This window comes from Acidaminococcus timonensis, from assembly GCF_900106585.1.
GTDB classification, from domain to species: domain Bacteria; phylum Bacillota; class Negativicutes; order Acidaminococcales; family Acidaminococcaceae; genus Acidaminococcus; species Acidaminococcus timonensis.
In genome coordinates, this window is sequence record NZ_FNWH01000006.1 from 1,225,792 (window position 1) to 1,251,160 (window position 25,369).

At 52.4% G+C, this 25,369-nt stretch carries 25 protein-coding genes and 1 pseudogene; 9 read left to right on the plus strand and 17 right to left on the minus strand.

Annotated elements, in window-relative coordinates; all coding sequences use genetic code 11:
* Positions 1–15: 15 nt before the first annotated feature.
* Positions 16–804, minus strand: coding sequence for a type I methionyl aminopeptidase (gene map / locus BQ5462_RS09670; protein ID WP_407923325.1), 789 nt, complete (start codon positions 802–804; stop codon positions 16–18).
* A gap of 272 nt (positions 805–1,076) precedes the next feature.
* Between map and BQ5462_RS09675 the strand changes: the two genes are divergently transcribed.
* The 7 genes from BQ5462_RS09675 (at position 1,077) to BQ5462_RS09700 (ending at position 8,480) form a co-directional block, all read left to right on the plus strand.
* Positions 1,077–1,973, plus strand: a complete 897-nt coding sequence (locus BQ5462_RS09675) for a DUF368 domain-containing protein (protein ID WP_071143111.1) — start codon at positions 1,077–1,079, stop codon at positions 1,971–1,973.
* A 138-nt stretch (positions 1,974–2,111) separates the two neighbouring features.
* Complete coding sequence (locus BQ5462_RS09680) at positions 2,112–2,324, plus strand: FeoA family protein (protein WP_071143112.1); 213 nt, start codon at positions 2,112–2,114, stop codon at positions 2,322–2,324.
* Between the two features lie 21 nt (positions 2,325–2,345).
* Positions 2,346–2,573 carry a FeoA family protein gene (locus BQ5462_RS09685; RefSeq protein WP_071143113.1) on the plus strand — a complete coding sequence of 76 codons (228 nt, stop codon included), beginning with the start codon at positions 2,346–2,348 and terminating at the stop codon, positions 2,571–2,573.
* Positions 2,574–2,647: 74 nt separating this feature from the next.
* Positions 2,648–4,813, plus strand: coding sequence for a ferrous iron transport protein B (feoB, locus tag BQ5462_RS09690; protein WP_071143114.1), 2,166 nt, complete (start codon positions 2,648–2,650; stop codon positions 4,811–4,813).
* Positions 4,814–4,887: 74 nt separating this feature from the next.
* Complete coding sequence (locus tag BQ5462_RS11540) at positions 4,888–5,028, plus strand: FeoB-associated Cys-rich membrane protein (RefSeq protein WP_076978304.1); 141 nt, start codon at positions 4,888–4,890, stop codon at positions 5,026–5,028.
* A 316-nt stretch (positions 5,029–5,344) separates the two neighbouring features.
* Positions 5,345–7,252, plus strand: a complete 1,908-nt coding sequence (locus BQ5462_RS11555) for an acyl-CoA dehydrogenase family protein (protein ID WP_076978305.1) — start codon at positions 5,345–5,347, stop codon at positions 7,250–7,252.
* Positions 7,253–7,268: 16 nt separating this feature from the next.
* Positions 7,269–8,480 (plus strand): FprA family A-type flavoprotein, encoded by a 1,212-nt coding sequence (locus BQ5462_RS09700; protein WP_071143115.1) that lies wholly within the window; start codon positions 7,269–7,271, stop codon positions 8,478–8,480.
* 122 nt (positions 8,481–8,602) lie between these two features.
* On the opposite strand, the pseudogene BQ5462_RS10975 reads toward BQ5462_RS09700, so the two are convergent.
* The 16 genes and pseudogenes from BQ5462_RS10975 to BQ5462_RS09775 all read right to left on the minus strand — a co-directional run.
* Positions 8,603–8,731 (minus strand): annotated as a pseudogene (locus BQ5462_RS10975) (transposase); the annotation flags it as partial.
* Between the two features lie 106 nt (positions 8,732–8,837).
* Positions 8,838–9,593, minus strand: coding sequence for an IS21-like element helper ATPase IstB (gene istB, locus BQ5462_RS09705; protein WP_071141678.1), 756 nt, complete (start codon positions 9,591–9,593; stop codon positions 8,838–8,840).
* Positions 9,575–11,017: an IS21 family transposase gene (gene istA, locus BQ5462_RS09710; RefSeq protein ID WP_071141677.1), complete on the minus strand. Its 1,443-nt coding sequence runs from the start codon at positions 11,015–11,017 to the stop codon at positions 9,575–9,577. Before istA ends, istB begins: the two co-directional genes overlap by 19 nt.
* 74 nt (positions 11,018–11,091) lie before the next feature.
* On the minus strand, positions 11,092–12,204 hold the full coding sequence (locus BQ5462_RS09715; RefSeq protein WP_071143116.1) for an ISL3 family transposase: 1,113 nt from the start codon (positions 12,202–12,204) through the stop codon (positions 11,092–11,094).
* 233 nt (positions 12,205–12,437) lie between these two features.
* Positions 12,438–13,457: a tRNA (adenosine(37)-N6)-threonylcarbamoyltransferase complex transferase subunit TsaD gene (tsaD, locus tag BQ5462_RS09720; protein ID WP_071143117.1), complete on the minus strand. Its 1,020-nt coding sequence runs from the start codon at positions 13,455–13,457 to the stop codon at positions 12,438–12,440.
* Positions 13,458–13,470: 13 nt separating this feature from the next.
* The gene (gene rimI / locus BQ5462_RS09725) at positions 13,471–13,926 is read right to left on the minus strand and encodes a ribosomal protein S18-alanine N-acetyltransferase (RefSeq protein ID WP_071143118.1); all 456 of its coding nucleotides are present in this window, start codon (positions 13,924–13,926) and stop codon (positions 13,471–13,473) included.
* Positions 13,896–14,597: a tRNA (adenosine(37)-N6)-threonylcarbamoyltransferase complex dimerization subunit type 1 TsaB gene (gene tsaB, locus BQ5462_RS09730; protein WP_071143119.1), complete on the minus strand. Its 702-nt coding sequence runs from the start codon at positions 14,595–14,597 to the stop codon at positions 13,896–13,898. Before tsaB ends, rimI begins: the two co-directional genes overlap by 31 nt.
* A 3-nt stretch (positions 14,598–14,600) precedes the next feature.
* Complete coding sequence (gene tsaE / locus BQ5462_RS09735) at positions 14,601–15,077, minus strand: tRNA (adenosine(37)-N6)-threonylcarbamoyltransferase complex ATPase subunit type 1 TsaE (protein WP_071143120.1); 477 nt, start codon at positions 15,075–15,077, stop codon at positions 14,601–14,603.
* Positions 15,078–15,171: 94 nt separating this feature from the next.
* On the minus strand, positions 15,172–16,731 hold the full coding sequence (gene pckA, locus BQ5462_RS09740; protein ID WP_071143121.1) for a phosphoenolpyruvate carboxykinase (ATP): 1,560 nt from the start codon (positions 16,729–16,731) through the stop codon (positions 15,172–15,174).
* A gap of 142 nt (positions 16,732–16,873) precedes the next feature.
* Complete coding sequence (locus BQ5462_RS09745; protein ID WP_071143122.1) at positions 16,874–18,007, minus strand: acyl-CoA dehydrogenase family protein; 1,134 nt, start codon at positions 18,005–18,007, stop codon at positions 16,874–16,876.
* A gap of 59 nt (positions 18,008–18,066) precedes the next feature.
* Positions 18,067–18,507 carry a PaaI family thioesterase gene (locus tag BQ5462_RS09750; RefSeq protein ID WP_205407955.1) on the minus strand — a complete coding sequence of 147 codons (441 nt, stop codon included), beginning with the start codon at positions 18,505–18,507 and terminating at the stop codon, positions 18,067–18,069.
* Between the two features lie 73 nt (positions 18,508–18,580).
* Positions 18,581–19,165: a 3D domain-containing protein gene (locus BQ5462_RS09755; protein WP_071143123.1), complete on the minus strand. Its 585-nt coding sequence runs from the start codon at positions 19,163–19,165 to the stop codon at positions 18,581–18,583.
* A gap of 33 nt (positions 19,166–19,198) precedes the next feature.
* Positions 19,199–21,097, minus strand: a complete 1,899-nt coding sequence (locus BQ5462_RS09760) for a type I glutamate--ammonia ligase (RefSeq protein WP_071143124.1) — start codon at positions 21,095–21,097, stop codon at positions 19,199–19,201.
* Between the two features lie 285 nt (positions 21,098–21,382).
* Positions 21,383–21,703: a DUF3870 domain-containing protein gene (locus BQ5462_RS09765; RefSeq protein WP_071143125.1), complete on the minus strand. Its 321-nt coding sequence runs from the start codon at positions 21,701–21,703 to the stop codon at positions 21,383–21,385.
* 174 nt (positions 21,704–21,877) lie between these two features.
* Positions 21,878–22,678 carry a serine hydrolase gene (locus BQ5462_RS09770; RefSeq protein ID WP_071143126.1) on the minus strand — a complete coding sequence of 267 codons (801 nt, stop codon included), beginning with the start codon at positions 22,676–22,678 and terminating at the stop codon, positions 21,878–21,880.
* A gap of 19 nt (positions 22,679–22,697) precedes the next feature.
* Entirely contained in the window at positions 22,698–23,840 is a 1,143-nt protein-coding gene (locus BQ5462_RS09775) for a DUF819 family protein (protein WP_071143127.1), read from the minus strand.
* Between the two features lie 87 nt (positions 23,841–23,927).
* On the opposite strand from BQ5462_RS09775, the gene BQ5462_RS11740 reads away from it, so the two are divergent.
* Together BQ5462_RS11740 and BQ5462_RS11745 are read left to right on the plus strand one after the other, a co-directional pair.
* A complete protein-coding gene (locus BQ5462_RS11740; protein WP_071141679.1) occupies positions 23,928–24,506 on the plus strand; it encodes a helix-turn-helix domain-containing protein in 579 nt (192 codons plus the stop codon).
* On the plus strand, positions 24,476–25,348 hold the full coding sequence (locus BQ5462_RS11745; protein ID WP_407923321.1) for an IS3 family transposase: 873 nt from the start codon (positions 24,476–24,478) through the stop codon (positions 25,346–25,348). The genes BQ5462_RS11740 and BQ5462_RS11745 overlap by 31 nt, the downstream gene beginning before the upstream one ends.
* Positions 25,349–25,369: the final 21 nt, after the last annotated feature.

Genomic DNA, 25,369 nt, shown 5'->3' on the forward strand with positions numbered 1-25,369 from the left:
TGCAATCATCCTTTCTTACCAACTCAGTACTTCCGGTTCCCCGTCGGTGATCAGCAGGGTGTGTTCCCACTGGGCACTGTCCCTGCCATCAGCGGTATGCACCGTCCAGCCGTTCATTTCATCGATCCACAGGTCCGCCGTGCCTTCGTTGATCATGGGCTCGATGGTGATCACCATGCCCGGCACCAGCAGCATCCCGGTCTTCCGTTTGCCGAAATGGGCCACGAAGGGATCTTCATGCATTTCCAGACCTACGCCATGGCCGCCGAAGTCCCGCACCACACTGTAGCCGTGTTTCTGGGCGAACTGCTGGATGGCAGCCCCTACATCTCCCAGGGTGTTCTTCCAGCCCACGGCGTTTTCCATGCCCCGTTTCAGGCATTCTTTCGTGATGCCCACCAGATTCTTCCGGCTGGCCGGCACCCGGCCCAGCATGAACATCCGGGAGGCATCCCCCACATACCCATTGTAAATGGTGGTGGCGTCCACATTGACGATATCCCCGCTTTTCAGCACCTGATGGGGATCCGGGATCCCGTGGCAGATCACATCGTTCACGGACGTGCACACGGATTTGGGAAACCCTTCATAGTTCAGGCAGGCCGGGATGGCCTTCAGTTTCATGGTGGTATCATACACAATGGTATTGATGTCGTCGGTGGTCATCCCCACCTTGATGTTCTTTTCCACGGCATCCAGTACTTCCGCGTTCACCTTGCCGGCCACACGGATGCCTTCGATCTGTTCCGGAGTCTTGATCATGTCCATGCGGGGCACTTCGTACCCCTTGGCCGCATACTCCATCAGTTTCAGTTTCAGTTCGCCTCTATCCAACCTGCATCCTCCTTAGACCGGGAAATCCGGTTGATTTCCCTTTTTCTATTCAAATTTACGCCAAAATACGATATAATATGGCTTTGTCCCGGACTCCTGGAAACCAGCAGTCCGATGTTTCATTATAACACAATTTTTTGTGGAATGTTTTTGATTTTGTTTTCAAATTGTTTATGGCCCTTTCCTATACTATAGGAAAAGACCGTTTCTGACAAGAGGCGTCACAAAGGAAGGTAAATGATATGGATCTGTTCTTGAATATGGTACGGGGCTTCTGCATGGCCCTGGCCGACAGTGTCCCCGGAGTTTCCGGCGGGACCATTGCGTTTGTCCTGGGATTCTATGATGAATTCATCGGCTCCCTGTATGTACTCACCCACGGCAACCTGGAGCTGAAGAAGGAAGCCGTCCGGTTCCTTGGCAAACTGGGCCTGGGCTGGATCATCGGTATGGGATCATCGGTACTGGTCATCGCCAGCCTGTTCACCACCCACATCTACGAACTCAGTTCCCTGTTCCTGGGCTTTTCCATCTTTTCCCTTCCTCTTATTATAAAGGAAGAAAAAGAATGCCTGCGACGGACCAGCCGGATCCTGTTCATGATCCTGGGCATCATCCTGGTGCTGGTCATTGCAGCATTCAACCCAACAGGCGGCCAGGGCACCAACGTGGAGATCGGGTCTCTGTCCCCGCTCCTGGCCGGCTACATCTTCGTGTGCGCCATGATCGCCATCTGTGCCATGGTGCTGCCGGGCATCAGCGGTTCCACCATGCTGCTGATCTTCGGGCTGTACGTACCCATCGTCAACGCCATCAAGGAATTCCTGCACCTGAACCTGTCCTACTTCCCGGTGCTGTGCATCTTTGGCTGCGGCATCCTGGCCGGAATCATCGGCATCATCAAACTGGTGAAGAATGCCCTGGATCATCACCGGTCCGCCACAGTCTACTTCATCCTGGGGCTGATGGTAGGTTCCCTGTACGCCATTGCCATGGGCCCCACCACCCTCAAGGTCCCCCAGCCCGCCCTTTCCTGGGATACTTTCCACATATTCTGGTTCCTGATGGGCGGCGTCTTCCTGGCTGCCCTGAACGGGCTGAAAGCCTTTACAGAACGGAAATTGCACCCGGAAGAATAAAAATAAAAAGTCAAAAGGAACTGTCCCGACGGGCAGTTCCTTTTTTTGTCACAGCCATTGACTCTTATGTTAGTATGTGCTAACATACTCTGTATGGAAGTTTTATTCCATGAATTCAGTGAGAAAAGAGGTAGCATCATGCCCTTGACATTTGCGGATGAAGGCGTGTCTCTGACAGTCCTGCGCGTAGGCGGTTCTCCCAAGGTTCGGACCCACCTGGAAAACCTGGGCATCACCCAGGGTGCTGTAATTTCCATTGTGCAGCATACCCCCAGCGGACTCATCCTGAACATCCGGGAATCCCGGGTAGCCATCAGTATGGAAATGGCTGCAAAGATTACAGTTCAATAACATTGTAGGAGGGGAAATTCAATGACTACATTGAAAGATGCCCAGACGGGCAAAGATTACGAAGTCGTGAAACTGCACGGCACAGGTGCCATCAAGCGCCGGATCATGGACATGGGAATCACCAAGGGTACGCCCATCCACATCCGTAAAGTGGCTCCTCTGGGAGATCCCGTGGAAATGACAGTACGCGGTTATGAACTTTCCCTGCGGAAAGCCGATGCTGAAATGGTCGAAGTGAAAGAGCTGTAACATTTTTATCATGTTGTTAGCTTTTTCTAACTTATTTTTGTTAAAGTGAGATTTGGGAAAGAAGGTAATTATACATGGAATTCAAGATTGCCCTTGCCGGCAACCCCAATACCGGTAAAACCACCCTGTTCAATGCCCTGACGGGTTCCAACCAATTCGTCGGCAACTGGCCCGGTGTTACCGTAGAAAAAAAGGAAGGGAAACTGACTGGCCATCCGGATGTGATCATCCAGGACCTGCCCGGCATCTACTCTCTTTCCCCGTACACCCTGGAAGAAGTGGTATCCCGTACGTACCTGGTGAAGGAACGGCCGGATGCCATCCTGAACATCGTGGATGGTACCAACCTGGAACGGAACCTGTATCTGTCCACCCAGCTGGCTGAACTGGGCATTCCCATGGTCATGGCTGTCAATATGATGGATATGGTCCGGGCAAACGGAGACATCATCAACATCGACAAACTGTCCCAGCGGATGGGCTGCCCGGTGATCGAAATTTCCGCCCGTACCGGGGAAGGCATCAAGGAAGCCGCAGACCTGGCTGCCAAAACTGCCAAGCACCAGCAGGTGATGGTGGCCAGGCACTCCTTTGATGGCCCTGTGGAACACGCTCTGGCCCATATTGAAGAAGCCACCCAGGGAATGCTGCCTGCCCATCAGGAACGGTGGTATGTGATCAAACTGTTCGAACGGGATGCCAAGGTCCAGGAAGCCCTGAAGCTGCCCCAATCCGTCCTGGATCACATCGACGGCGATATCGAAGCCGTGGAACAGGAACTGGATGACGATGCAGAATCCATCATTACCAACGAACGGTATAAATACATCAGTTCCATCATTGGCGAATGCAACATCAAAAAGAGCAAAGGCAAGCTGACCACCTCCGACAAGATCGACAAGATTGTCACCAACCGGTGGCTGGCCCTCCCCATCTTCGCTGCCATTATGTTCCTGGTCTATTATGTTTCTGTAACCACCATCGGCGGCGATGCCACGGACTGGGTGAACGATACCCTGTTCGGCGATATGCTGATTCCTGCAGCCGATGACCTGATGGACAGCCTTGGTGTTGCGGACTGGCTGCATGGCCTGATCGTGGACGGCATCATTTCCGGTGTGGGCGCTGTGTTGGGGTTTGTGCCCCAAATGGTGGTCCTGTTCATTTTCCTGGCTTTCCTGGAAGCCTGCGGCTATATGGCCCGTATCGCCTTCATCCTGGACCGTGCCTTCCGGAAATTCGGCCTGTCCGGTAAATCCTTCATCCCCATGCTGATCGGTTCTGGCTGCGGCGTGCCCGGCATCATGGCTTCCCGTACCATTGAAAACCAGTCCGACCGGCGGATGACCATCATGACCACCACCATGATTCCCTGCTCTGCCAAAATGCCCATCATCGCTCTGATTGCCGGTGCATACTTCGACGGGGAATGGTGGGTAGCGCCCTCCGCTTATTTCGTGGGGATTTTCTCCATCATCATTTCCGGCATCATCCTGAAAAAAACCAAACTGTTTGCCGGAGATCCTGCTCCCTTCGTCATGGAACTGCCTCCCTACCATATGCCCACGCTGGGCAACATCGGCCGCAGCGTATGGGAACGGAGTTCCTCCTTCATCAAGAAGGCCGGTACGGTCATCCTGCTGTCCACCATCCTGGTCTGGTTCCTGTCCAGCTTCGGCTGGGATGACGGAGCTCTCACCATGCTGGATGATGATGCGCTGAACGACAGCATCCTGGCCTTCATCGGAAATAAAGTGGCATGGATCTTCTCCCCTCTGGGCTGGGGCGACTGGAAAGCCGCTGTAGCTGCTTTCACCGGCCTGATTGCCAAAGAAAACCTGGTAGGTACCTTCGGGATCCTGTACGGGCTGGCTGACGCTGCAGAAGACGGCGAAGAATTCTGGGGTACCTTTGCCCAGGACTTCTCCGTACTGAGTGCTTATTCCTTCCTGGTATTCAACCTGCTGTGTGCTCCCTGCGTGGCAGCCATGGGCGCCATCCGGAGAGAAATGAACAGCGGCAAATGGACCCTGATTGCCATTGGGTATCAGTGCGGTTTCGCATACTGCATGGCCCTGATGTTCTACCAGTTTGGCAGCTTCATCTCCACCGGTGCTTTCACCCTGGGTACGGCGGTTGCCTGTGTGGTCCTGGCTGTGATGGTTTACCTGCTGTTGCGCCCGGCTCCCAAGTATAATGGAGAAATCAAGATCAAAGATGCGGCAGATGCTGTAGACTGATGGTATAATGGGGATGTGACAGAAGCCACATCCCCATTGTTCTATACAGGAAACAAAGAAAGTGAGAGATCATTATGGGTACATTCATTGTTGGAATGGTCCTGTTTCTCATTGTGGCAGCGGTGATCCGCTCCATGATCCGGGATCATAAAAACGGAAAAAGTTCCTGCGGAGGAAACTGCGGAAGCTGTGGACTCTGCCGGGGAAAGAAATAAAAAAACGGGATGCCGGTGCGCATCCCGTTTTTTATTACACTCCCAAACCCTTCACCCACTCCTTCACCTGGCTTTCCTGGATGGAGCCGGTGAAACAGCAGAGGAAATCCTGGCCCTGGTGGACCAGACCGAAGAAGAGATCATTGAAACAGAAACTTTCTGATTTTTCCCATTGACAAACGTATATGAAAAGTGTACTATTAAGTCATAAAAAGATAGAATTATTATTAAAATAATTTTATTCTTAAATCATGATATTGTATTTGATTTGAAGGTATCTGACAAGCTGATTTTCCATGACAGAGGAGGTACGCGTATGTTATTCACCACCACACAGGAACACGAGGAATTTCGTGCCAAGGTCCGCGGATTTGCGGAAGCCAAGATCAAACCCATTGCGTTCATGCTGGACAAGGAAAACAAATTCCCTGACGAACAGGTTAAGGAAATGGGAGAACTGGGATGGATGGGCATCCCCTTCCCCAAAGAATATGGCGGTGCCGGGCTGGATTATATCAGCTACGCCATTGCCGTGGAAGAACTGGCCCGGGTGGACGGGGGCGCCGGGGTCATCCTGTCTGCCCACGTATCCCTGGGGTCCTACCCCATCTTTGCTTTCGGGACGGAAGAACAGAAACGGAAATACCTGGTGCCCCTGGCCTCCGGGAAAAAGATCGGCGCCTTCGGCCTGACGGAACCCAATGCCGGTTCTGATGCCGGGGAAACGGAAACCACCGCTGAATTCGACGGCACCCACTGGATCCTGAACGGGAACAAGATCTTCATCACCAATGCAGGCAAAGCCGATACCTATGTGGTATTTGCCGTCACCGAACCGGGCAAAGGCACCCGGGGCATCAGCGCTTTCATCGTGGAAAAAGGCATGCCCGGGTTCACCTTCGGGGACCACTACGACAAACTGGGCATCCGCTCCTCTGCCACAGCAGAACTGATCTTCAACAATGTGAAACTGCCCAAAGAGAACCTGCTGGGCAAACGGGGCCAGGGCTTCAAGATTGCCATGGCGACCCTGGACGGAGGCCGGATCGGCATTGCCGCCCAGGCACTGGGGATTGCTCAGGGAGCCTATGAAGCCGCTCTGAACTATTCCAAGGAACGGATCCAGTTCAACGCCCCCATCTGCCAGAACCAGGGTGTATCCTTCAAACTGGCAGATATGGCCACCAAACTCCGGGCAGCCCGGTTCCTGGTATACAGTGCTGCGGAACTGAAACAGGAACACCAGGACTACGGCATGGAAAGCGCCATGGCCAAGATGTACGCTTCCGATGCAGCCGTCTCCATCACCAACGATGCCCTGCAGATCTTTGGTGGCACCGGCTACCTGAAGGGCATGGATGTGGAACGGTTCTATCGGGATGCCAAGATCACCACCATCTACGAAGGCACCAACGAAATCCAGCGGGTGGTCATCGCCTCCCACATTACCGACAAGATGTCCGTGGCCAAGCACGGAGGCGCTCCCAAACAGAATGTGGCCATCACCGGTGCCCGGAAGAAACAGATCTTCAAAGATGGCACGCCGGAAGAACAGGTTGCTGCCCTGGTGGAAGCCCTGAAGAACGACGGCTATGACTTCACCGTAGGCATCCCTCTGGATACCCCCATCTCTGATGCGGAACGGGTGGTCAGTGCCGGTAAGGGCATCGGCGAAAAAGCCAATATGAAACTGATTGAAGATCTGGCCCGCCAGGCCGGTGCTGCGGTAGGCTCCTCCCGTCCTGTAGCAGAAACCCTGCAATATGTTCCCATCGACCGGTATGTGGGCATGAGCGGCCAGAAATTCAACGGCAACCTGTACATTGCCTGCGGTATCTCCGGAGCCGTCCAGCACCTGAAGGGCATCAAGAACGCCACCACCATCGTGGCCATCAACATCAATGCCGGTGCCCCCATCTTCAAGAACTGCGACTATGGGATCGTAGGCGACGTGAAGGTAATCCTGCCGCTCCTGGCCAAAGCCCTGAACAACGGCCAGCCCAAGAAACCTGCTCCTCCGATGGTGAAGATGAAGAGACCGCTGATCCTGAAAGACATGCCGGAAGGCCGGTACGTCTGCAAGGGATGCGGGTATGAATACAACCCGGATCTGGGCGACCCGGATGCGGATGTAAAGCCGGGAACCAAATTCCAGGATCTGCCGGAAGACTGGGTCTGCCCGCTGTGCAACTCCGCCAAGACTGAATTCGTACCCGTAAAGTGAGAAAAGGAGCATAACTATGGAATGTGTAAGAAAATTAACCAATGACTTATACTGGGTCGGGGCGGATGACCGCCGGCTGGCATTGTTTGAAAACATCCACCCCATTCCCCGGGGCGTTTCCTACAACTCCTATCTGCTGCTGGACGAAAAGACCGTGCTGTTCGACACTGCGGACTGGTCCGTATGCAAGCAGTTCCTGGAAAACGTGGAAGGGGTCCTGGATGGCCGGAAGCTGGACTACCTGATCATCAACCATGTGGAACCGGACCATGCCGCTTCCATTGAAGAAGTGCTGCTCCGCCATCCGGAAACCACCGTCATCAGCAATGAACAGGCCTTCACCCTGATGGATCAGTTCGGTTACCGGGTGGAAGGGGAAAAACAGATCGTGGTGAAAGAAGGCGACACCCGGAAATTCGGGAAGCACACCATTGCTTTCGTAGCCGCGCCCATGGTCCACTGGCCGGAAGCCATGGTCTCCTTCGATCTGACCACGGGCACCCTGTTCTCCGCCGATGCCTTCGGTTCCTTCGGGGCCCTGGGCGGCCGGATCTTCAATGATGAAGTGAACTTCGACCGGGACTGGCTGGATGATGCCCGCCGGTACTACACCAACATCGTGGGCAAATACGGGCCTTTCGTGATGGATCTTCTGGGCAAGGCCAGCCAGCTGGACATCAAGATGATCTGTCCCCTCCACGGACCGGTGTGGCGGAACAACATCAAATACATTGTGGACAAATACATCCACTGGGCCACTTATGAACCGGAAGAAAAAGGCGTACTGCTGGTCTATGCCTCCATGTACGGCAACACAGAAAGCACCGCTTCCGTACTGGCGGCCAAGCTGGCGGAAAAGGGCATGACCAACATCGCCATGTACGATGTATCCAAAACGGACGTTTCCTATCTGATTTCCGATGCTTTCAAGTACAGTCACCTGGTGCTGGCTTCGGTGACCTACAACCTGGGCATCTATCCCAAGATGCTGAACTTCCTGGAAGACATGAAGGCCCTGAATCTGCAGAAGCGGATCGTGGGCATCATCGAAAACGGGTCCTGGGCCTGCACCGTAGGCGGCCTGATGACCGACTTCCTGGAAAACAACATGAAGGCCATGACCGTCCTCCAGGATGGCGTGACCATCAACTCCCGGATGACAGGAGGCCAGGAACGGAGCATGAACGACCTGGTGGATGGAATCCTGAATTCCATGAAAGAGGCATAAAAACAAGGCGCTGTGGAAAAATCATCCACAGCGCCTTTATTTCGGTTCTTTGTCAAATGTTGGGGTAAGCTCCAATTCATCTACCACACACGGACGTGAGCGATTTTTGCTCACGTCTGTTTTTATTTTAATTTCACCATCGAAAGCAGTAAAATCCGAGAACGGAATCGTTCAAAGTTGCGAAAACCAAATGCTACTCTCTTTAACACCTTAATCTTATTGTTCATTCCTTCCGTAAAACCATTCGAATACGCTTGATGTGAATGTCAACCAAAAAGTGAGCCACTTGCTCACGAATTTTTGAGCCACTCATGCTCATGAAAAAGTGAGCCACCTGCTCACGAATTTTTGAGCCACTTAAGCATTCGTCATCTTCTGTTTGCTGCTGTGCAAACGGTAAGACTGTCCATTCATATTTAAAACACTGGAGTGGTAGGTGAGCCGGTCGACCAATGCGGCAACCAGCGTCTCGCTGGCAAACATCTCCGTCCATTTGGAAAACTCCAGGTTTGTCGTAATCACTGTACTGGCTCTTTCACTCCTTTCGGCAATCACTTTGAACAACATTTCAGATTCTTCCTGGTTGAATCTTGCATAACTTAATTCATCTATGAGCAGCAGGTCTGCTCCGCTCAAAGTTTTTTCCATCTTGCGCAACTGGTAATCATCATGGGCTTCACATAGCTCAGTTGCCAGCGTTGTGGCATTGCAGAAAATGACCTTCCAGCCCAGCAGACAGGCTTTCACTCCAAGGGCTGTCATCAGATGTGTTTTCCCCGTCCCCGGATTACCGATCATCACCAGGTTCTCATGCCTCTTTATGAAATCGCAGCTTGCCAGCTGCTTCACATATTCAGGCCGAACATGTTCCAGCCTTGTGAGATCAAACTCTTCCAGGGTCTTGAGCATGGGAAAGTGCGCTCTCTTCAGCCTGCGTTGCTGCTGTTTTTCCTGACGGGATGCATATTCCCGCTTCATCAACCCGAGCACGAATTCTTCCAGGCTTTGTCCGGGGCGGAATTTTTCCGCTGGTTCACCGACGTCTTTGAAAGTGGGAAGTTTAAGCTGTTTCGCATAGAAACGGAGTGCTTCCTTTACACCTGCGTCCTGCACATAGTGCCTCCTTCCTGTAAAAGCTGGTCATACATTGAAAGATCTGTCTGCTGCACTTTTACCGGGTCGGTAAGGATATGCGCTTTCCTGTCGGAAACCATAAATTGCTCTTTGTGCTCCCAAAAAGCGTTCTCTCCGTCGGCAGCACATAGCCGCAGAATCTCAACCAGCTGTTCGCTGCTGAATGCATTGGTCTCCAGGAACTGTAGCAGGGCAGCACTGAGGTTCTGCCGTACCGGTTTTGCTTCCAGGATGCTGCGCGGCTTGTATTCCAGCAACGGCAGATAATGCGCAAGTTTCAGAATCTGCTGGTTTTGCCCATAGTTTCTGGCGTGTTCAGCAATCAGTTCCCCCTTGGCAAAGATCCGAATCTGTTCAGCATAGGCTCGCACCGTGACCTCCTGTCCCACATATTTCACGGGCACAGAATAATCGTTAGCGACGAATCGGACAACAGAAAAGGGTGTTACTCGGCAGACTGCTGCTCTGCTTGCATCAAAAGGGCTGCCCGGCAGTGGGCAGAGACGTTTCTGGTCTTCCAGGAGCAGATCCTTTACAGGGTTCTCCCGTCCAGGGATTTTATGCGTATTCGCATACACCTTGCATTTATCCAGCAGGAGTCTGTTCAATTCGTCCAGCGCATCTACTCTGGGTACAGGGACAAAGACATTCCGGCGGACCCAGCCTACGAGATTCTCCACCAGTCCTTTTTCATTTCCACTCCGGACATTGCAGAAAACGGTATGGAAGCAATAATGGGCTGCAAATGCTTCATACTTTTCCTGGGCAATGGCTTCTTTGCCACCTTTTTCCTTAACGGCTACCCGGTCATTGTCAAAAATGACCTTAGCAGGGACGCCCCCAAAGAATTCCAGAGCTTTTCTCAATGCTTCAAGTAAAGCTTCCGTATTCTTCCTGCGGAAACAGACCACGAAAGGAGCACAGCTGTAGCAAAGGCGGGCACAAAAGAAATTGACTTTAGTACGCACTCCTTTGAGGTAAACCACAGCTTCACCCCAATCAATCTGCATCGCATCACCTGGAAGGTGAGCCAAAGGGACGAAGGCTTCCTGAAGATTGCCACGTAACAGATGAACGCAGCGCCGGACTGTGCTTGCACCTCCTGTAAATCCAGTTTCTTCTACCAGGCGGTCATAAATCCGCTTGGCTGTGTGGTGCTGCTTCTTATTGGGTTCTTTCGCATCTTCATCCAGACAGCTCTGGATGAATCGAGTCACCTCCTCTGTAATCACTGCAGATGTCCGATGATATTCGCAGCGGATGCCCGGGAGTGCATTTCCTTTGCAATACTTGGCCACAGTATTACGGGAGATATGCATTTCTCTGGCAATCTGGCGGATAGATTTTCCATCGCGAATGTACATCTGGCGAATTTGACCATAATCTTTCATAGTGATGACCATCCTAACATCAATCCCCTTAGAATCAAATTACTGACTCTAGTATAGGGGAACTTGTTTCAGAGTGGCTCACTTTTTCATGAGCATTTAGATCTTAAATGGCTCACTTTTATATTAGCATTCACAGCTTGACTCAATCCTTCCAAAATCTCTGTCTTCCAATCAGTGAACGTCTTTATAACACTCTTGAATTCTTCAACCCCACTTTCTTCGACTAATGATAACCAACGAGATAAGAATGAAGCAACAGCAGACCGTTCTTTCATAGAAAACACCTTAAAGAATGCCTCTTTTAAGGCATAGGCTCTCTGTAATTCTGAAGACTGCTTCAAGATTTCCCGAAGGCTGGCCAGTTCTTCTTCTGTCAGACGATCACCCCTCTTGTTCAAGATATGTTTGTTTCTCTTGAAATAAATTCTTTTTTCGTCGAATAACTTTTGTACATTTTTCCTAACCCGTTCAAGCGCCCAAATGACCAGTCTCTGTATGTGGAATCGGTCACCAATAATTGTTGCACCAGGAAACATCGCTCTGATGACCTTGCGGAAAAGTGACGAAAGGTCCATTACGACAAATTTTACTTTCAATCGCTCTGCTCTTGAAAATTGGCTAAAATAACGAATCAATTCCAGCGCTGTCCTCTTTGGCAAAATATCGAGAGTTTCATGACGCTGAGGGTCATTCACAGCGACCTGGTATCTTTGCCCATGAGCGTTCCCACGAAATTCGTCTAAAGAAAGAACTTCAGGCAGATGGAGAGGCCTTTTAAAAGTAAGTCCATCAAAATACCGGATTACGGTGGAAACAGAGACACCATGGCTTCTGGCAATAGCTTTAAAGCTCGCCAGTTCAGAACAGGCTTGGATGATGCTGTTCTTTACATCGTTAGAACGCCGCTGGTAATGCTCGACGCCAGGAATTTTTTCATAAAATGTCTTATGGCAGCAAGGGCAAAAAAATCTTCTTTTATGAACAATAGCAGAAACAGGATGGGTGTTCCAGTGCCCTAAGAGGACTTTTTGGTCCCGATAGTCCTTAATATGAAGAATTTTATGATGACAGTAGGGGCAACGAGAAGCTGTAGAAGTGAATTCCACGTAAAGGAGGAGGCTGGATCCCAATTTTTCAAATTCTTTTATGGAACCCTCTTCCCAATGGAAGCTTTTTTCGATAAAATGAAAGAAAGACATATCTATTCTCCTTTCAGTTCTTCGTGGTGGTTGAGGTGAAATGTAGCTTAGATATGTCTTTATTTTATCGTAAGACAAGGGGTCTTGTGAACAGGAGTGTCCACAAGACCCCAACATTTATTATAGAACCTTTATTTCGCTAGCGTCAGCTGGCTTCCATCGGCTAGTGACTAGTGACTAGTGACTGGTGACGGGGTGTGAAAAAGCATTTTTTCACACCCCCTTGTCTCTTTTTACTCACCCAGTTTCAAACTGGGATCTGCATTCAAATCCAGACTGGCAAAATCATGATTCAAATATTGGTAATATCCCCGCACCCCGATCATCACGGCGTTATCCGTGCACAAAATGGGCGTGGGATGGACCAGTTCCGCTCCTACAGCCTTCGCACCTCTGGCCAGGGCTTCCTGCAGGTGTTTATTGGCAGAAACCCCGCCGGCCAGCACGATTTTCTTCAGGCCCGTAGCCTTCAGGGCCTCCTGGGCTTTCTTCACCAGCACATCCACAATGGCCTGCTGGAAAGACGCCGCCACGTCTTCCCGGCGGAAATCGCTTTTGCGCATCTCCTCCGTATGCACATAGTTGATCACGGCGCTCTTCAGCCCGCTGAAACTGAAATCGTAGCAGCCGGGCAATAGAGGCCGGGGAAAATCGATGGCACCGGCATCTCCATTTTTGGCCAGCCGTTCGATTTCAGGGCCCCCAGGGTACGGCAGCCCCATGAACCGGGCAATCTTGTCAAAGGCTTCCCCGGCTGCATCATCCCGGGTCTGCCCCAGCAGCCGGAAGGTATTGTAATCTTCCACCACCAGGAGGGAGGTATGTCCTCCACTGACCACCAGGGCCAGAAACGGCGGTTTCAGGTCCGGATCCGCCAGGAAATTGGCAAATACATGGCCTTCCAGGTGATTCACCCCAATCAGGGGCTTCCCGCTGCCCAGAGCCAGTCCTTTGGCCGCACTGAGGCCCACCAGCAGTGCCCCCACCAGACCCGGTCCATAGGTTACGGCAATGGCGTCCACGTCCTGTAAGGTCATTTTCGCATCTGTCAGGGCCTTATGGATCACCGGCATCACATGTTCGATATGTTTCCGGGAAGCGATTTCCGGTACCACCCCGCCGAATTTCCGGTGGACCAGGATCTGGGTGGATACCACATTGGACAGGACCTCCCTGCCATTGCGTACCACCGAAGCTGCCGTCTCATCACAGCTACTTTCGATTCCCAGGATGTTGATAGTCTTGTTTTCCATGTTCTCCTCTGTCTCAAAGGTCGCAGCGCATCAAAATGGCTGCTTCCCCGTTGTCTCCGTAATAGCCTTCCCGCCGGCCGCATTCCGCAAATCCCACATGGTCGTAGGTGCGCCGGGCAGGGATGTTGCTCTCCCGCACTTCCAGGGTCATCTCAAAGGCGTCCAGGCGCCGGGCTTCCTCCTGCATGGCTTCCAGAAGGCGCAGCCCAAGCTTCTCTCCCCGCCGCCCGGGATCCACGGCCAGCCGCATGACCTGGGCTTCTCCGGCAACCAGCCAAAATCCGCCAAAGGCCACCGGCACTCCGTCCTGCTCCAGGGCGATGTAATGGCCCAGCCGGCTTCCCAGTTCATTGCGCCAGGCAGCTTCCTCCCAGGCTTCTGCAAAGGAACCGGCATCCATGGGCATCAGCCAGTCCAGATCGCCTTCCACCAGGGCTCTCACCGTCCCTGGGGATGTCTCTTTTCCCATAATTCCTCCGCTTCTGACCGCTGGATATAGAAGGGATCCATGCCGAAATAGGCATGTCTGTCCGCTTCCGGATCGAACTGTCCGGCTCCCAGGATGGCCACGGAAGACCCCCGGGGCAGCCGAGCGCTTTCCGGCGCCGCGAATACCTTCGTTTCAGTCCCGGCCAGAGGCACCCGATGGCATTCCCCCATAAGGATGGCCGGAACATCCCCTGCTTCCAGTCTGGCAGCCAGTTCCTTGCCTGCCAAGATCTCCACAGGCGCCAGTTCCACCAGTTCTCCATGCTTCCAGGCATAGCTGCCCACATACAGGTTACCCTTCTGGGCGTCCAGAACAGGTGTCAGGCGCACCCCGGACACCGGCAGGTTATAGGCGATGGCCTTCAGGGTATCCACTGCCACCAGGGGTTTATCCAGTGCATAGGCCATGGCTTCCGCAGTGGCCATGCCAATGCGCAGACCGGTGAAAGAACCGGGCCCCCGGCTCACGGCAATCAGATCCAGTTCCTCTTTCGTCACCCGGGCCAGCTTCAGCAGGGTCTCCAGCTGGGGAACCAGTCCCTCGGAGTGGGTCAGCCCCACATTGATATCCAGGCTGCCCAGGATTTTTTCATCCTTGCAGACGGCCACCGAGCACACCCGGGTTGCCGTATCCATTCCTAATGTCAGCACGTTTTATCCTTCCTGGCCGGACTCCTTCAGGAGAGCCGCAGCCAACGCTTCATAGCGTTTTCCGTGGGGCAGGAATTCCACTTCCCGTCCCTCCCCCTTGCGGGAGAATTTCAGTTCCAGATTCTCTTCCGGCATGGTATCGGGAAAGAGCTCCGCCCATTCGATGAATGTGACTCCCTCCCCGCCGGCATATTCAGAAAAACCGATGTCTTCCAGTTCTTCCGGCCAGTTGATCCGATACAGATCAAAATGTTTGATGTTCAGCTCTTTCCCGTGATATACATTCATCAGGGAAAACGTCGGCGAAGTGACCTCTTTGGGATCCACGCCCATGGCCGTAGCGGCCGCCGTCACCAGGCAGGTCTTTCCGGTACCCAGGTCCCCGTTCAGAAGGAATACATCCCCATCCCGGCAAAGCCGGCCCAGACGCCGTCCCAGCGCCTCAGTGGCCGCTTCATCCGGACAATATACAACTGCCATTGTTACACCCCTCTCGCTCATCATTCGCAATATCTTATTATAGCATAAAAACGGGACTGCCGCACCGGACAGTCCCGTTTCGTTTCTGATTCTGTTAGTCCACAACCGGGCCGGCGGAAGCGATGTCTTCCGTGACCTTCCCCTGGAATTTCTTGAAGTTTTCCTGGAACAGCCGGGCCAGTTTGCGAGCCGTTTCATCATAGGCTGCCTTGTCTTCCCAGGTGCTTCTGGGATTCAGCACATTGCTGGGGACATTGGGGCAGGATTTGGGGATGGAAACCCCGAACAGAGGCATGGTGGTCCACCCTTCCTTGCCCAGTTCTCCGTCCAGTGCCGCATGGATCATGGCACGGGTATAAGCCAGTTTCATCCGGCTGCCCACACCGTAGGGGCCGCCGCTCCACCCGGTGTTCACCAGGTATACATTGGTCTCATGCTTGGCAATCCGTTCGCCCAGCAGCTTGGCATAGGTCAGGGGCTGCAGGGGCAGGAACGGTGCCCCGAAAGCCGTGGAGAACGTGGCCTGGGGTTCCGTAATGCCCCGTTCCGTACCGGCCACCTTGCTGGTATACCCGGTCAGGTAATGGTACATGGCCTGTTCCTTGGTCAGTTTGGAGATGGGAGGCAGCACACCGAACGCATCGGCGGTCAGGAAGATAATGTTCTTCGGATGGCCGGCAATGCTGGGCAGTTTGGCATTGGGAATATAGTTCAGCGGATAGGCCACACGGGTGTTTTCCGTAATGCTGCTGTCGGAGAAATCGGGAACTCCATTCTTGGGGTCCACCACCACGTTTTCCATGACGGCACCGAATTTCACGGCATTGTAAATTTCCGGCTGGCTGTCTTCCGTCAGGTCGATGCACTTGGCATAGCAACCCCCTTCGATGTTGAACACACCATTGTCGCCCCAGCCGTGTTCATCGTCTCCGATCAGGCTCCGGTGGGGATCCGCAGACAGGGTGGTCTTGCCGGTACCGGACAGGCCAAAGAACAGGGCCACGTCCCCTCTGGGGCCTTCGTTGCAGGAGCAGTGCATGGTCAGGATGTCCTGCAGCGGCAGCAGATAGTTCATCACGGAGAAAATGGATTTCTTCAATTCGCCGGCGTACAGGCCGCCGCCGATCAGGACCACCTTCTTGTCGAAGTTCAGGATGATGAAAGTTTCAGAATGGGTGCCATCCACAGCGGGGTCCGCTTCCACACTGGGCAGGGAAATCACCGTGAAATCTTCCTGGACGGTGCTGGGTTCATCGGTCTTGATGAACAGCTGGCTGACAAACAGAGTCTGCCAGGCTTTTTCATTGATGAACTTCACCCGGATCTGGTATTTGGGGTCAGCCCCGGCCTTTACGTTCTTTACATAGACTTTGTGTTCCTTGATATAGGCTTCGCATTTGGCATACAGCTTATCGAAGGTTTCCTGGCTGCAGGGCTGGTTGTTGTCCCAGTTCACCACATCATGGGTAAGCGGCGTGTCAACGATGAATTTGTCTTTGGGAGAACGGCCCGTATGGGTACCGGTGGTCACCCGCAGGGCGCCCCGATCAGAAAAAGTCCCCTCTCCGTTACGGACGGCTTCTTCAATCAATTCACGAACGCTCAAATCTCTTACTGTTTCTTTCGCTTCCGCTAACAATCCGGCACTGATCATATTGTTTTCCTCTCCTATATCCACTCTTGGCCCCTCCATCACCCCGGAGCCAGCATTGTATACACAGTTCATTATATGATATTTTCGGACAATTGACAACCAGATAAAAAAATTGCCGCCCACCGGCGGCAATTTTCTGTTTTCAATACAGGATTTTGTTGGCGATGACCATCCGTTGGATCTGGTTGGTGCCTTCGTAGATTTGCAGGATCTTGGCATCCCGCATCTTCTTTTCCATGGGATAATCTTTCATATACCCATAGCCGCCCATGATCTGCACCGCATCCGTAGCCACTTCCATGGCCACATCAGAAGCAAAGCATTTGCTCATGGCTGCTTCCTTGCCGAATTCCACGCCCTGGTCACGCATCCAGCAGGCTTTATGGACCATCAGACGAGCGGTTTCCACCTTCATGGCCATATCAGCGATCATGGCCTGGACCATCTGGAAGGAAGCAATGGGCTGGCCAAACTGTCTCCGTTCCCGGGCATAATGAGAAGCGATATCCAGGCAGGATTGTGCCAGACCTACGGCTACCGCCGCCACAAACGGACGGGCGCTATCCAGGGTGTTCATGGCAATGCGGAAGCCCTGGCCTTCACGGCCGACCCGCATGGTTTCCGGAACCACCACGTCTTCCAGGATCAGTTCGCAGGTGTTGGAGGGACGGATCCCCATTTTGTCTTCCTTGCGGCCTACCGAGAAACCGGGCGTGCCTTTCGGTACGATGAAAGCCGTCAGCCCGCGGATGCCACCGGTTTTCCGGGTATTGGCGAAAATCAGGAAGCTGTCAGCGATGCCACCGTTGGTGATGAACACTTTGTTCCCGTTCAGCACATAGTGATCGCCCTCTTTCACAGCCTTGGTGGAAACGGCACCGGCATCGGAACCGGCCCCCGGTTCGGTCAGTGCGAAGGCAGCCAGTTTGCCGTCGTTCAGCAGGTCGCACTGGTATTTCTTCTGTTCGTCATTGCCGGCGATCAGGATGGGATAGGAAGCCAGGGCATTGGCCGCAATGGACGTTGCGATACCGGCGCAGCCCTTGCCCAGTTCTTCATAAATGGTAGCGATGGTGATGCTGTCCAGTCCAGGACCACCGTATTCTTCAGGAACCACCAGATTCAGCAGGCCCATGTCACCGGCCTTTTTGAAGATTTCCGGTCTGGCATGGTTTTCCCGGTCCATTTCTTCGGTATAAGGTACGATTTCCTTGTCGACGAAATCTTTAACCATTGCCTGCAGTTCCAATTGCTCTTCGGTTAATGCGAAATCCATAAGGTTCCTCCTGTTTTATCGTTATTGCTCACGTTTTGAAGCCTAAATGCAGGCTTATTTTACCACTTTTTGGGGATTTCGTCAAAATGGCCGATGACAAACATGGTCCCCGTCACATCCGCCATTTCCTTCCCGGTATGATCATAGATCATCACCCGGGTGACCACCGTGGAACGGCCTGCGTGGATCAGGGAGGCTTTGGCCCAGACTTTTTCCTTGGCGCTGGTATTGCTGATGAAGTTGATGGAACTGGAGAGCGTTACCACCTTACAGCCGATGCTGTACCCCACTGCCCCCATGGCCGTATCCGCCAGGGTGAACAGGGCACCGCCGTGGATTACACCATACCGGTTCCCATGTTTGTGTTCCGGATCCGCATCCATGCTCAGTTCACAATACCCGCAGGTCACTTTTTCCAGTTTCACATCCGCCAGCTTCATGAAGGTATTCTCTTCAAATTTCCGCTCCATCCAGCCCGGGATTTCTTTTGCTGTCAGCAAGGTTTTCACTCCTTTAAAAAGGGGCGCTTTCCAGCGTCCCTGCCGTATTCTATGGATTTATTATACCGCAAAATCACAGAATGTACACACGTACCCGCCGACGGCCCCATTCAAGCGCCTGTCCGCGGTTATCAAATGCCAGGTCGATTTTATTGCCCTTGATCGCCGAACCGATATCGCAGGCATATCCTTCGCCATAGCCCATTATATACATTCTTGTACCCAGAGGGATCAGAACCGGATCCACGGCCACCACGCCCCTTCGCATGGGGATTCCTGAATAGGTGATTCCCGTCACACCTGGATCCTGGGGACTGTACCCGGTGCTTTCCATGGTCCAGATTTTCCGGAACCGGCCGAAATCCAGTCCGCTCTGTTTGCTCATTAAATTGTAGATCGACCAGGTAACCTGCCCGGTCTGGGGTTTCCGATTCTTCTTCTGGAATTTCTTGACTGCAATCTGTGTCCCTGTTCCGTACTCTCCATCTATATCGCCGTCATAATAATTCAGTTTGGACAACATAGCTTGTACTTCTTCCACCTTTTGACCCTTGGACCCCAAAACCGCCACTGGTTTTACAGTGGCGGCTTTCACGGTCAGGGGCATCAGCAGAAGGAGCAGGAGCGTCAGCAGGAGACCATAGGTCTTGTGACGCACTGTGCGGCTGCCTCCTTTTTTGCCATGATCCTTTTACAGGATGTTGTTCTTGTAATCGCTGTACAGGCCTTCCAGTTCTTCCATCTTGGCATCCAGGGTTTTCTGCAGATCGGAGGCTTTATCGAAGTCCCCGTCAGCAAAGGCTTTGCCGATCTGGGTGAACAGGCTGGTGCTGGTATCCGTGTCTTTGGCGATCAGGACACGCAGTTCCTGCACTCTCTGCCACATGCCATCGTCCCAGGCAGTGCTGCTTTCGCTGGCCACCGGCTTCATGGCAACGATCTTGGCTCTGTAATCAGGAATGATGTGTTTCAGCAGTTCGGTCTGCCACCGGATCAGAGCGCCCGTTTCAAAGGATTTCAGGTACACCGGTTTGATGATGTCTCCCTGAGTCAGCACGGCAACCTTGTCAGGATAGGCATCGAAGGCTTTGCAGTTTTCCCATACGGTCGCAGGCGGTTTGCCAAAATATGCATCCCGTTCCTCATCGGAGTAATCTTCGAATACATCGTTTTCAGAACGATATTCACGGTCTTTTTCCAGATAGAAACCTTCTTCGCCGGCCTTCTTGGACAGTTCAGCACACAGTCCATCGGTGCTCTTGCCGGAACCCAGAGCAGCCTTAATGCCGTCCAGAGCGGCCATATAGAAGCCAGCCAGAGCCATGTAGGTATTGGTGAAGGGGTTGGGGGCACGCATTTCGAAACGAGTGGCTTTCGGGTTGTCCAGGTCGCGGATCAGGCCGGCCAGGATGGTACGGTTCCGGGAGGGGATGTCCGGAGCCTTGCCCAGAGAAGTCACGATGCAGATCGGAGCTTCGAACCCGGGTTTCAGACGTTTGAAGGCATCGGTGGTGCAGGAAACAATGGGGTTCAGCACTTCATAGTTTTTCAGGATGCCCATCAGAGCGCCGTACCCTACAGCGGACAGAAAGTCTTTCGTCATATCAGCCGGGCTGAACAGGTTGTAGAACTTGCCGTCTTTGGTAATACAGCCCATACCCACGTGGGTATGTTCGCCACTGCCGGCTACGCCCACAATGGGTTTTGCCAGGAAGGAAACTTCCAGGCCGTTGGCACGGAAAATTTCCTTGACCACGGTGCGGACCAGGATTTCGTTATCCGCAGCCTGCAGGCCATTGGAATATTTCCAGTCGATTTCCAGCTGTTCATTGACATGGGTCATATTGCCGTTGGCATCCAGCTGGCCACGGACGCCGCCCACTTCTTTATGCCCCATTTCAGGTTCCAGGCCATAGTAGCCCAGCACTGCAACAGCCTGTTCCAGAGCGGTACGGACATTGCCACGGGTACGAGCCCAGTATTGTTCCTGCATGATCTGGGAAGAGGACAGAGCCTCGGTGGAAACATTTTCCGTCGGAGTCTTGACCCAGAATTCCAGTTCCGTTGCACTGGTGAAGGTGATTTTTTCCACATCGTCGGCAGCAAATGCCAGTCCGGGGACTTTCCCTTCTGCTTTCATGGCTTTCAGGGTTTCATCGGCAACGTATTCCAGGGTCTTCTTCAGCAGATACCGGGAATCCACGAATTCTCCATTATGTTTCAGGAAGCAGGGAACCCGCAGGGTACCAACCAGTTTGCCGGTTTCCGGATCCACATGTTCCAGGTTGTAATCCACGAACCAGTTCACGGACAGATCGGCCACCATATCCACACGGGCATCGTTCAGAGAAGCGACGCCGGGCAGTACCACGGAAGAACCGTCGGTCTGAGCGGTGTGATGGTACAGCATGGTATCCATGTCGTCCAGCAGGGCAGAAATGGGAACTTTTTCATCCGTATCATTCCCGGCGAAGTCGATGCCCATGAAGGACACGAATTTGATTTCAGGATGTTGTGCCAGCAGAACCTGTAACGTATCCGGTGTCAATTGACTGGGTTTAATGACGTACAGTAAATCTTTTTCGTACATAATTGAAATCCCCTTTCCCCTCTATAACTCTTTACTCTTTTGAATACCTGGCTTGGTTGATGGAACCTTTCCAAAACCCGTATCCTTGTTTACGTGCCTTATTATAGCACAAAGGATTCCATCTGCCTAGAGGAAAAACGGCTTTTTTCGAATTATTTTCTTGTTAGTTTTTATAAACGTTCGATTTTAACTGTTTGTGTCCAATAATTTTACAATAAAAGGTTGATTATAATCAATTGTACAATCTATTTCCGAACTTTAGTAAGGTAAAGAAGTACCGTGTCCTCATCCTTTTTCCACGATCTGCCGGTAATGCTGCCGGGCGTCCCGGTAGGCAGCCAGGATGGCCTTGCCGGAGGAGCCGAAATACCGGCTGGTCACTTCCTGCTCCAGGAACGCGGAATCCCGGACCATATCATGTTTCAGGAACAGTTTCCGGATGAAGTTCCGGGTCAGTTCCATGGTGGCATTGCTGTCCACCTCCACGATTTCTCCGGTCTGTTCCACCACCTCGAACGCCATGTAGAACACGCCGTAAATCCTGGTGATGGCATTGTCCATATTGGTCCGGGCTTCTCCCGTAATATAAAGAGTTCGTTGATCCATGTTCCTGTTTCTCCTTCGGTATCAAATGCAGACAGCTCAGAGGGGCACTCCATTTCGCCCCATTCCCCTGTCTCAGGATGGGCCTGTCCCTCTCCTGCCTGGGAATGCAAAAGCTCTCTTTATTTTACCACCACTTCTCCATGGAGAAAACGAATATCAGGATCCATATCCCTTTCAACCACCTGTCATAGTCTCCCACACCCACCGGGAAATCCGTCCGATGGTTTCCCGGCCGCTGCGGTTGTCCGGCATATGGCTGGTGAGTACCACCAGGATGTAGGGATGGTCCGGCAGCAAAAAGATGCCGCCGTCATTCTCCACGCCGTCCAGATCCCCGCATTTGTGGGCCAGAGGCACAGTCTCCGGCAGGTACCGCTGCAGCCGTTCCCCCTGCTGCTGCCGTTTCAGGATGTCCAGCATGAGCTTGCTGGCCCGCTGGCTCACCAGCGTACCTTCGTAGATTTTCCGCAACAGCTTTCCCATGTCGCCTGCCGAAATCCAGTTGTCCATGCCCCGTGCCAAAGCATCGCTGTCCATCATCCTGCGGCCCAGGCGAGCTGCCTGGAGCCCCAGTTCCTTGCCCAGCGCATTGACATTTTCCATCCCCACCAGACCGATGATCCGGTTGGTGGCCAGATTGTCGCTGACGATGATCATCAGAGTAGCCAGTTCCTTCAATGTAAAGACATGCCCCGGTTCCAGTTCCTTCAGGATGCCATCTCCCCCGGTATAATCCTCCTTCCGGATGGTCACCGGCTGTTCCAGGGAAAGCAGTCCCTGTTCCACCTGGCGCAGCAGTTCCGCCAGGATCAATACCTTGATGGTACTGGCAGACGGAACGGCACGGGTCCCCCCAAAAGAGAACCCGTGCCCGATGGTTTCATCATAGAAATCCACTGCCACTGTACCGGCTCTCTGCCGGCACAGGGATGCGATCCGTTTTTTCACTTGTTCCAGACTGGATGTGGTTTCCATGCTGCCCCCTTTACGTCCCTCAGGCCATCAACTTCAAAACATAGCCGCAGATCAGCCCGGCGAAATTCCCCACGGCGGCGCCCAGCACCCCCATCAGTACCCCGATGCCCGCATAGGATTCGTTGTAGGCCGAAGCCACGATGGGTGCCGAGGCTGCCCCGCCGATGTTGGCCAGGGACGCCGTGGACACCATGCACAGATCCCAGTGGAACAGCTTGCTGAGCACATACATGAGGATCACGTGCACCGCCAGGATGAAGAACCCGTAGACCACCCACATGGGCGCACTCAGAAGGTCCATGACGGAAGCCGTGGACGCCAGCAGGGAAACGACAGCGTACAGGTACACGCTGGACAGTTCCTCCACGGCCGGTACCTTGCCCAGCGGGCTCATGGCGCAGATAAGGCCCAGTACCGTGACGAATACGGTAGTCATGGTGCCCTTATCGAACATACCCAGGCCCACCGCCTTCAGAGAAGCATTCAGGGAAGCCCCCACGCTCTGGCTGATGGCGGATACCAGCAGGGAAATACCGATCAGGAAGATCCAGTCAGCTGCGGTAGCCTTTTTCTTTTCCTTGGCCACTTCAGCAGCAGCCGCATCTGCCACAGCCTGCAGTTTGGAGGTATCGGCCTTCACCGCATTGTTCCATTTGGGTGCGTATTTCACCATGAGCAGCAGCAGGGCGATCCACACGGAATAACACACTGTATCCAGAGCCAGGGCGCAGCTGTAGGCACCGGCATCCACCGGCAGTGCCGCCTGCATAGCTGCCATATTGGCTGAACCCCCTACCCAGGAGGCATACAGAGCGGCCACGGCACCCCAGGTATCATTGCCCAGGAATCCCTTGAAAATGGGATACCCGACGACGAAGCCCACGAACAGGGTGACGGAACAGCCCAGGAAGATCGCCACCATCCGGCCGCCCAGTTTGGCCAGTTTCCGGAAGTCGCAGCGCAGCAGCATGACAAAGATCATGGCGTACAGCAGATTGTTCTTCAGTGCCTTATACGCAGCAGACACTTCCTTGGAATGGTACAGTCCCATGGTGCAGAACACCATGTTCAGCACATAGATCCACACCAGAGGTGGAACCAGGTTGAAGATCTTCCACTTGGTATATTTTTCCAGGGCCAGCAGGCCCCCTGCCAGAAACATCAGAAACGCAATGTAAGTAAAGCCGTTGGTAATGAGCTGACCCCCAATTGTTAGACCAAAAATCTAACAATTGGGGGTCAGTTTTTTATGGCAAAACACAACTATGAATTTAAGAAAAAAATAGTACTGGAATACTTGAACAGTGACGAAGGGTGTATTTCTATTTCACGTAAATATGGGATGGCAAGTAGCAGCCAGCTGCTAAAGTGGGTTGCTGCTTACAAGGCATTTGGTGATAATGGACTGAAGAGATCCCGCTCTCAAAAAATATACTCTTTCAAAGAAAAACTTTCTGTGGTAGAGTCTTACTTAACAAACGAAATCTCGTATCAGGAATTGGCAATTCAAGTAGGAATCAATAATCCATCCATGATTTCCAGATGGGTCAATGAATTTAAAATTGCGGGGCCGGAAGCGTTACGGCCACATAAAAAAGGCAGGAAGAGAACTTTGAACAAATCTCAAACCAAAAAAACAGATCCCCAGGTTCAGCAGCCGATGGTCGACATCAGTGTGGAACATGTCCAGGAGTTAGAGGATGAACTCCTTAAACTCCGTATAGAGAATGCTTTTTTAAAAGAACTGAGGAGACTGCGTTTAGAGGACGAAGCAAAAATGAGAGAGTTGCGAAAATCATCTCCAGTCTCCGAAGATCATTCAAATTGAAAGACCTTCTCTCCTATACTCAAATGCCTAAAGCGACCTATATGTACTGGCAGAAACGGTTTGACCGCGTGAATCCAGACCAGGAAGTAGAGGACAAAATACAGGAAATCCGCAGCCAGCATAAAGATTATGGATATCGGCGCATGACCGGTGAGCTGAAGAATCAAGGGCTTTGCGTGAACAAGAAGAAAGTTCAACGTATCATGCAGGAACTGAGCCTTCAGGTAACATCCTTTACCCGGAAAAGCCGTAAATACAGCTCCTATAAGGGTAAGGTAGGAACCATTGCTCCCAATAGAATACATCGTCGTTTTGAGACGAATATCCCACATCAGAAGATTACAACCGACACTTCAGAATTCAAATACTATGAAGTAGATCCACAGGGACATCTGACCCTGCACAAGCTTTATCTGGATCCTTTCCTGGACATGTTCAATGATGAAATCATCAGCTATGGAATAGCAAAACGTCCTTCGGCTGAAAGCATACTGGAAGCTCAAGCTGAAGCAATCGAAATTACTGCTGATTGTCCGTATCGAAGAACGTTTCACTCCGATCAGGGTTGGGCATACCAAATGAAGGCCTATGCCAGGAATCTAAAAAAAGGACGAATTTTTCAAAGCATGTCTCGAAAGGGCAACTGTCATGATAACGCTGTAATGGAGAATTTCTTCGGCTTAATGAAGCAGGAAATGTATTATGGAGTAATCTACTACAGCTACGAAGAACTAAAAAACGCTATCGAACGATACATTAAATACTATAACGAGCAAAGGATCAAGGAAAAACTATGCTGGAAAAGTCCTGTTCAATATAGGCTTTCCTTGCAGGCAGCATAAAAAAGTAACGAGACAGTAAAA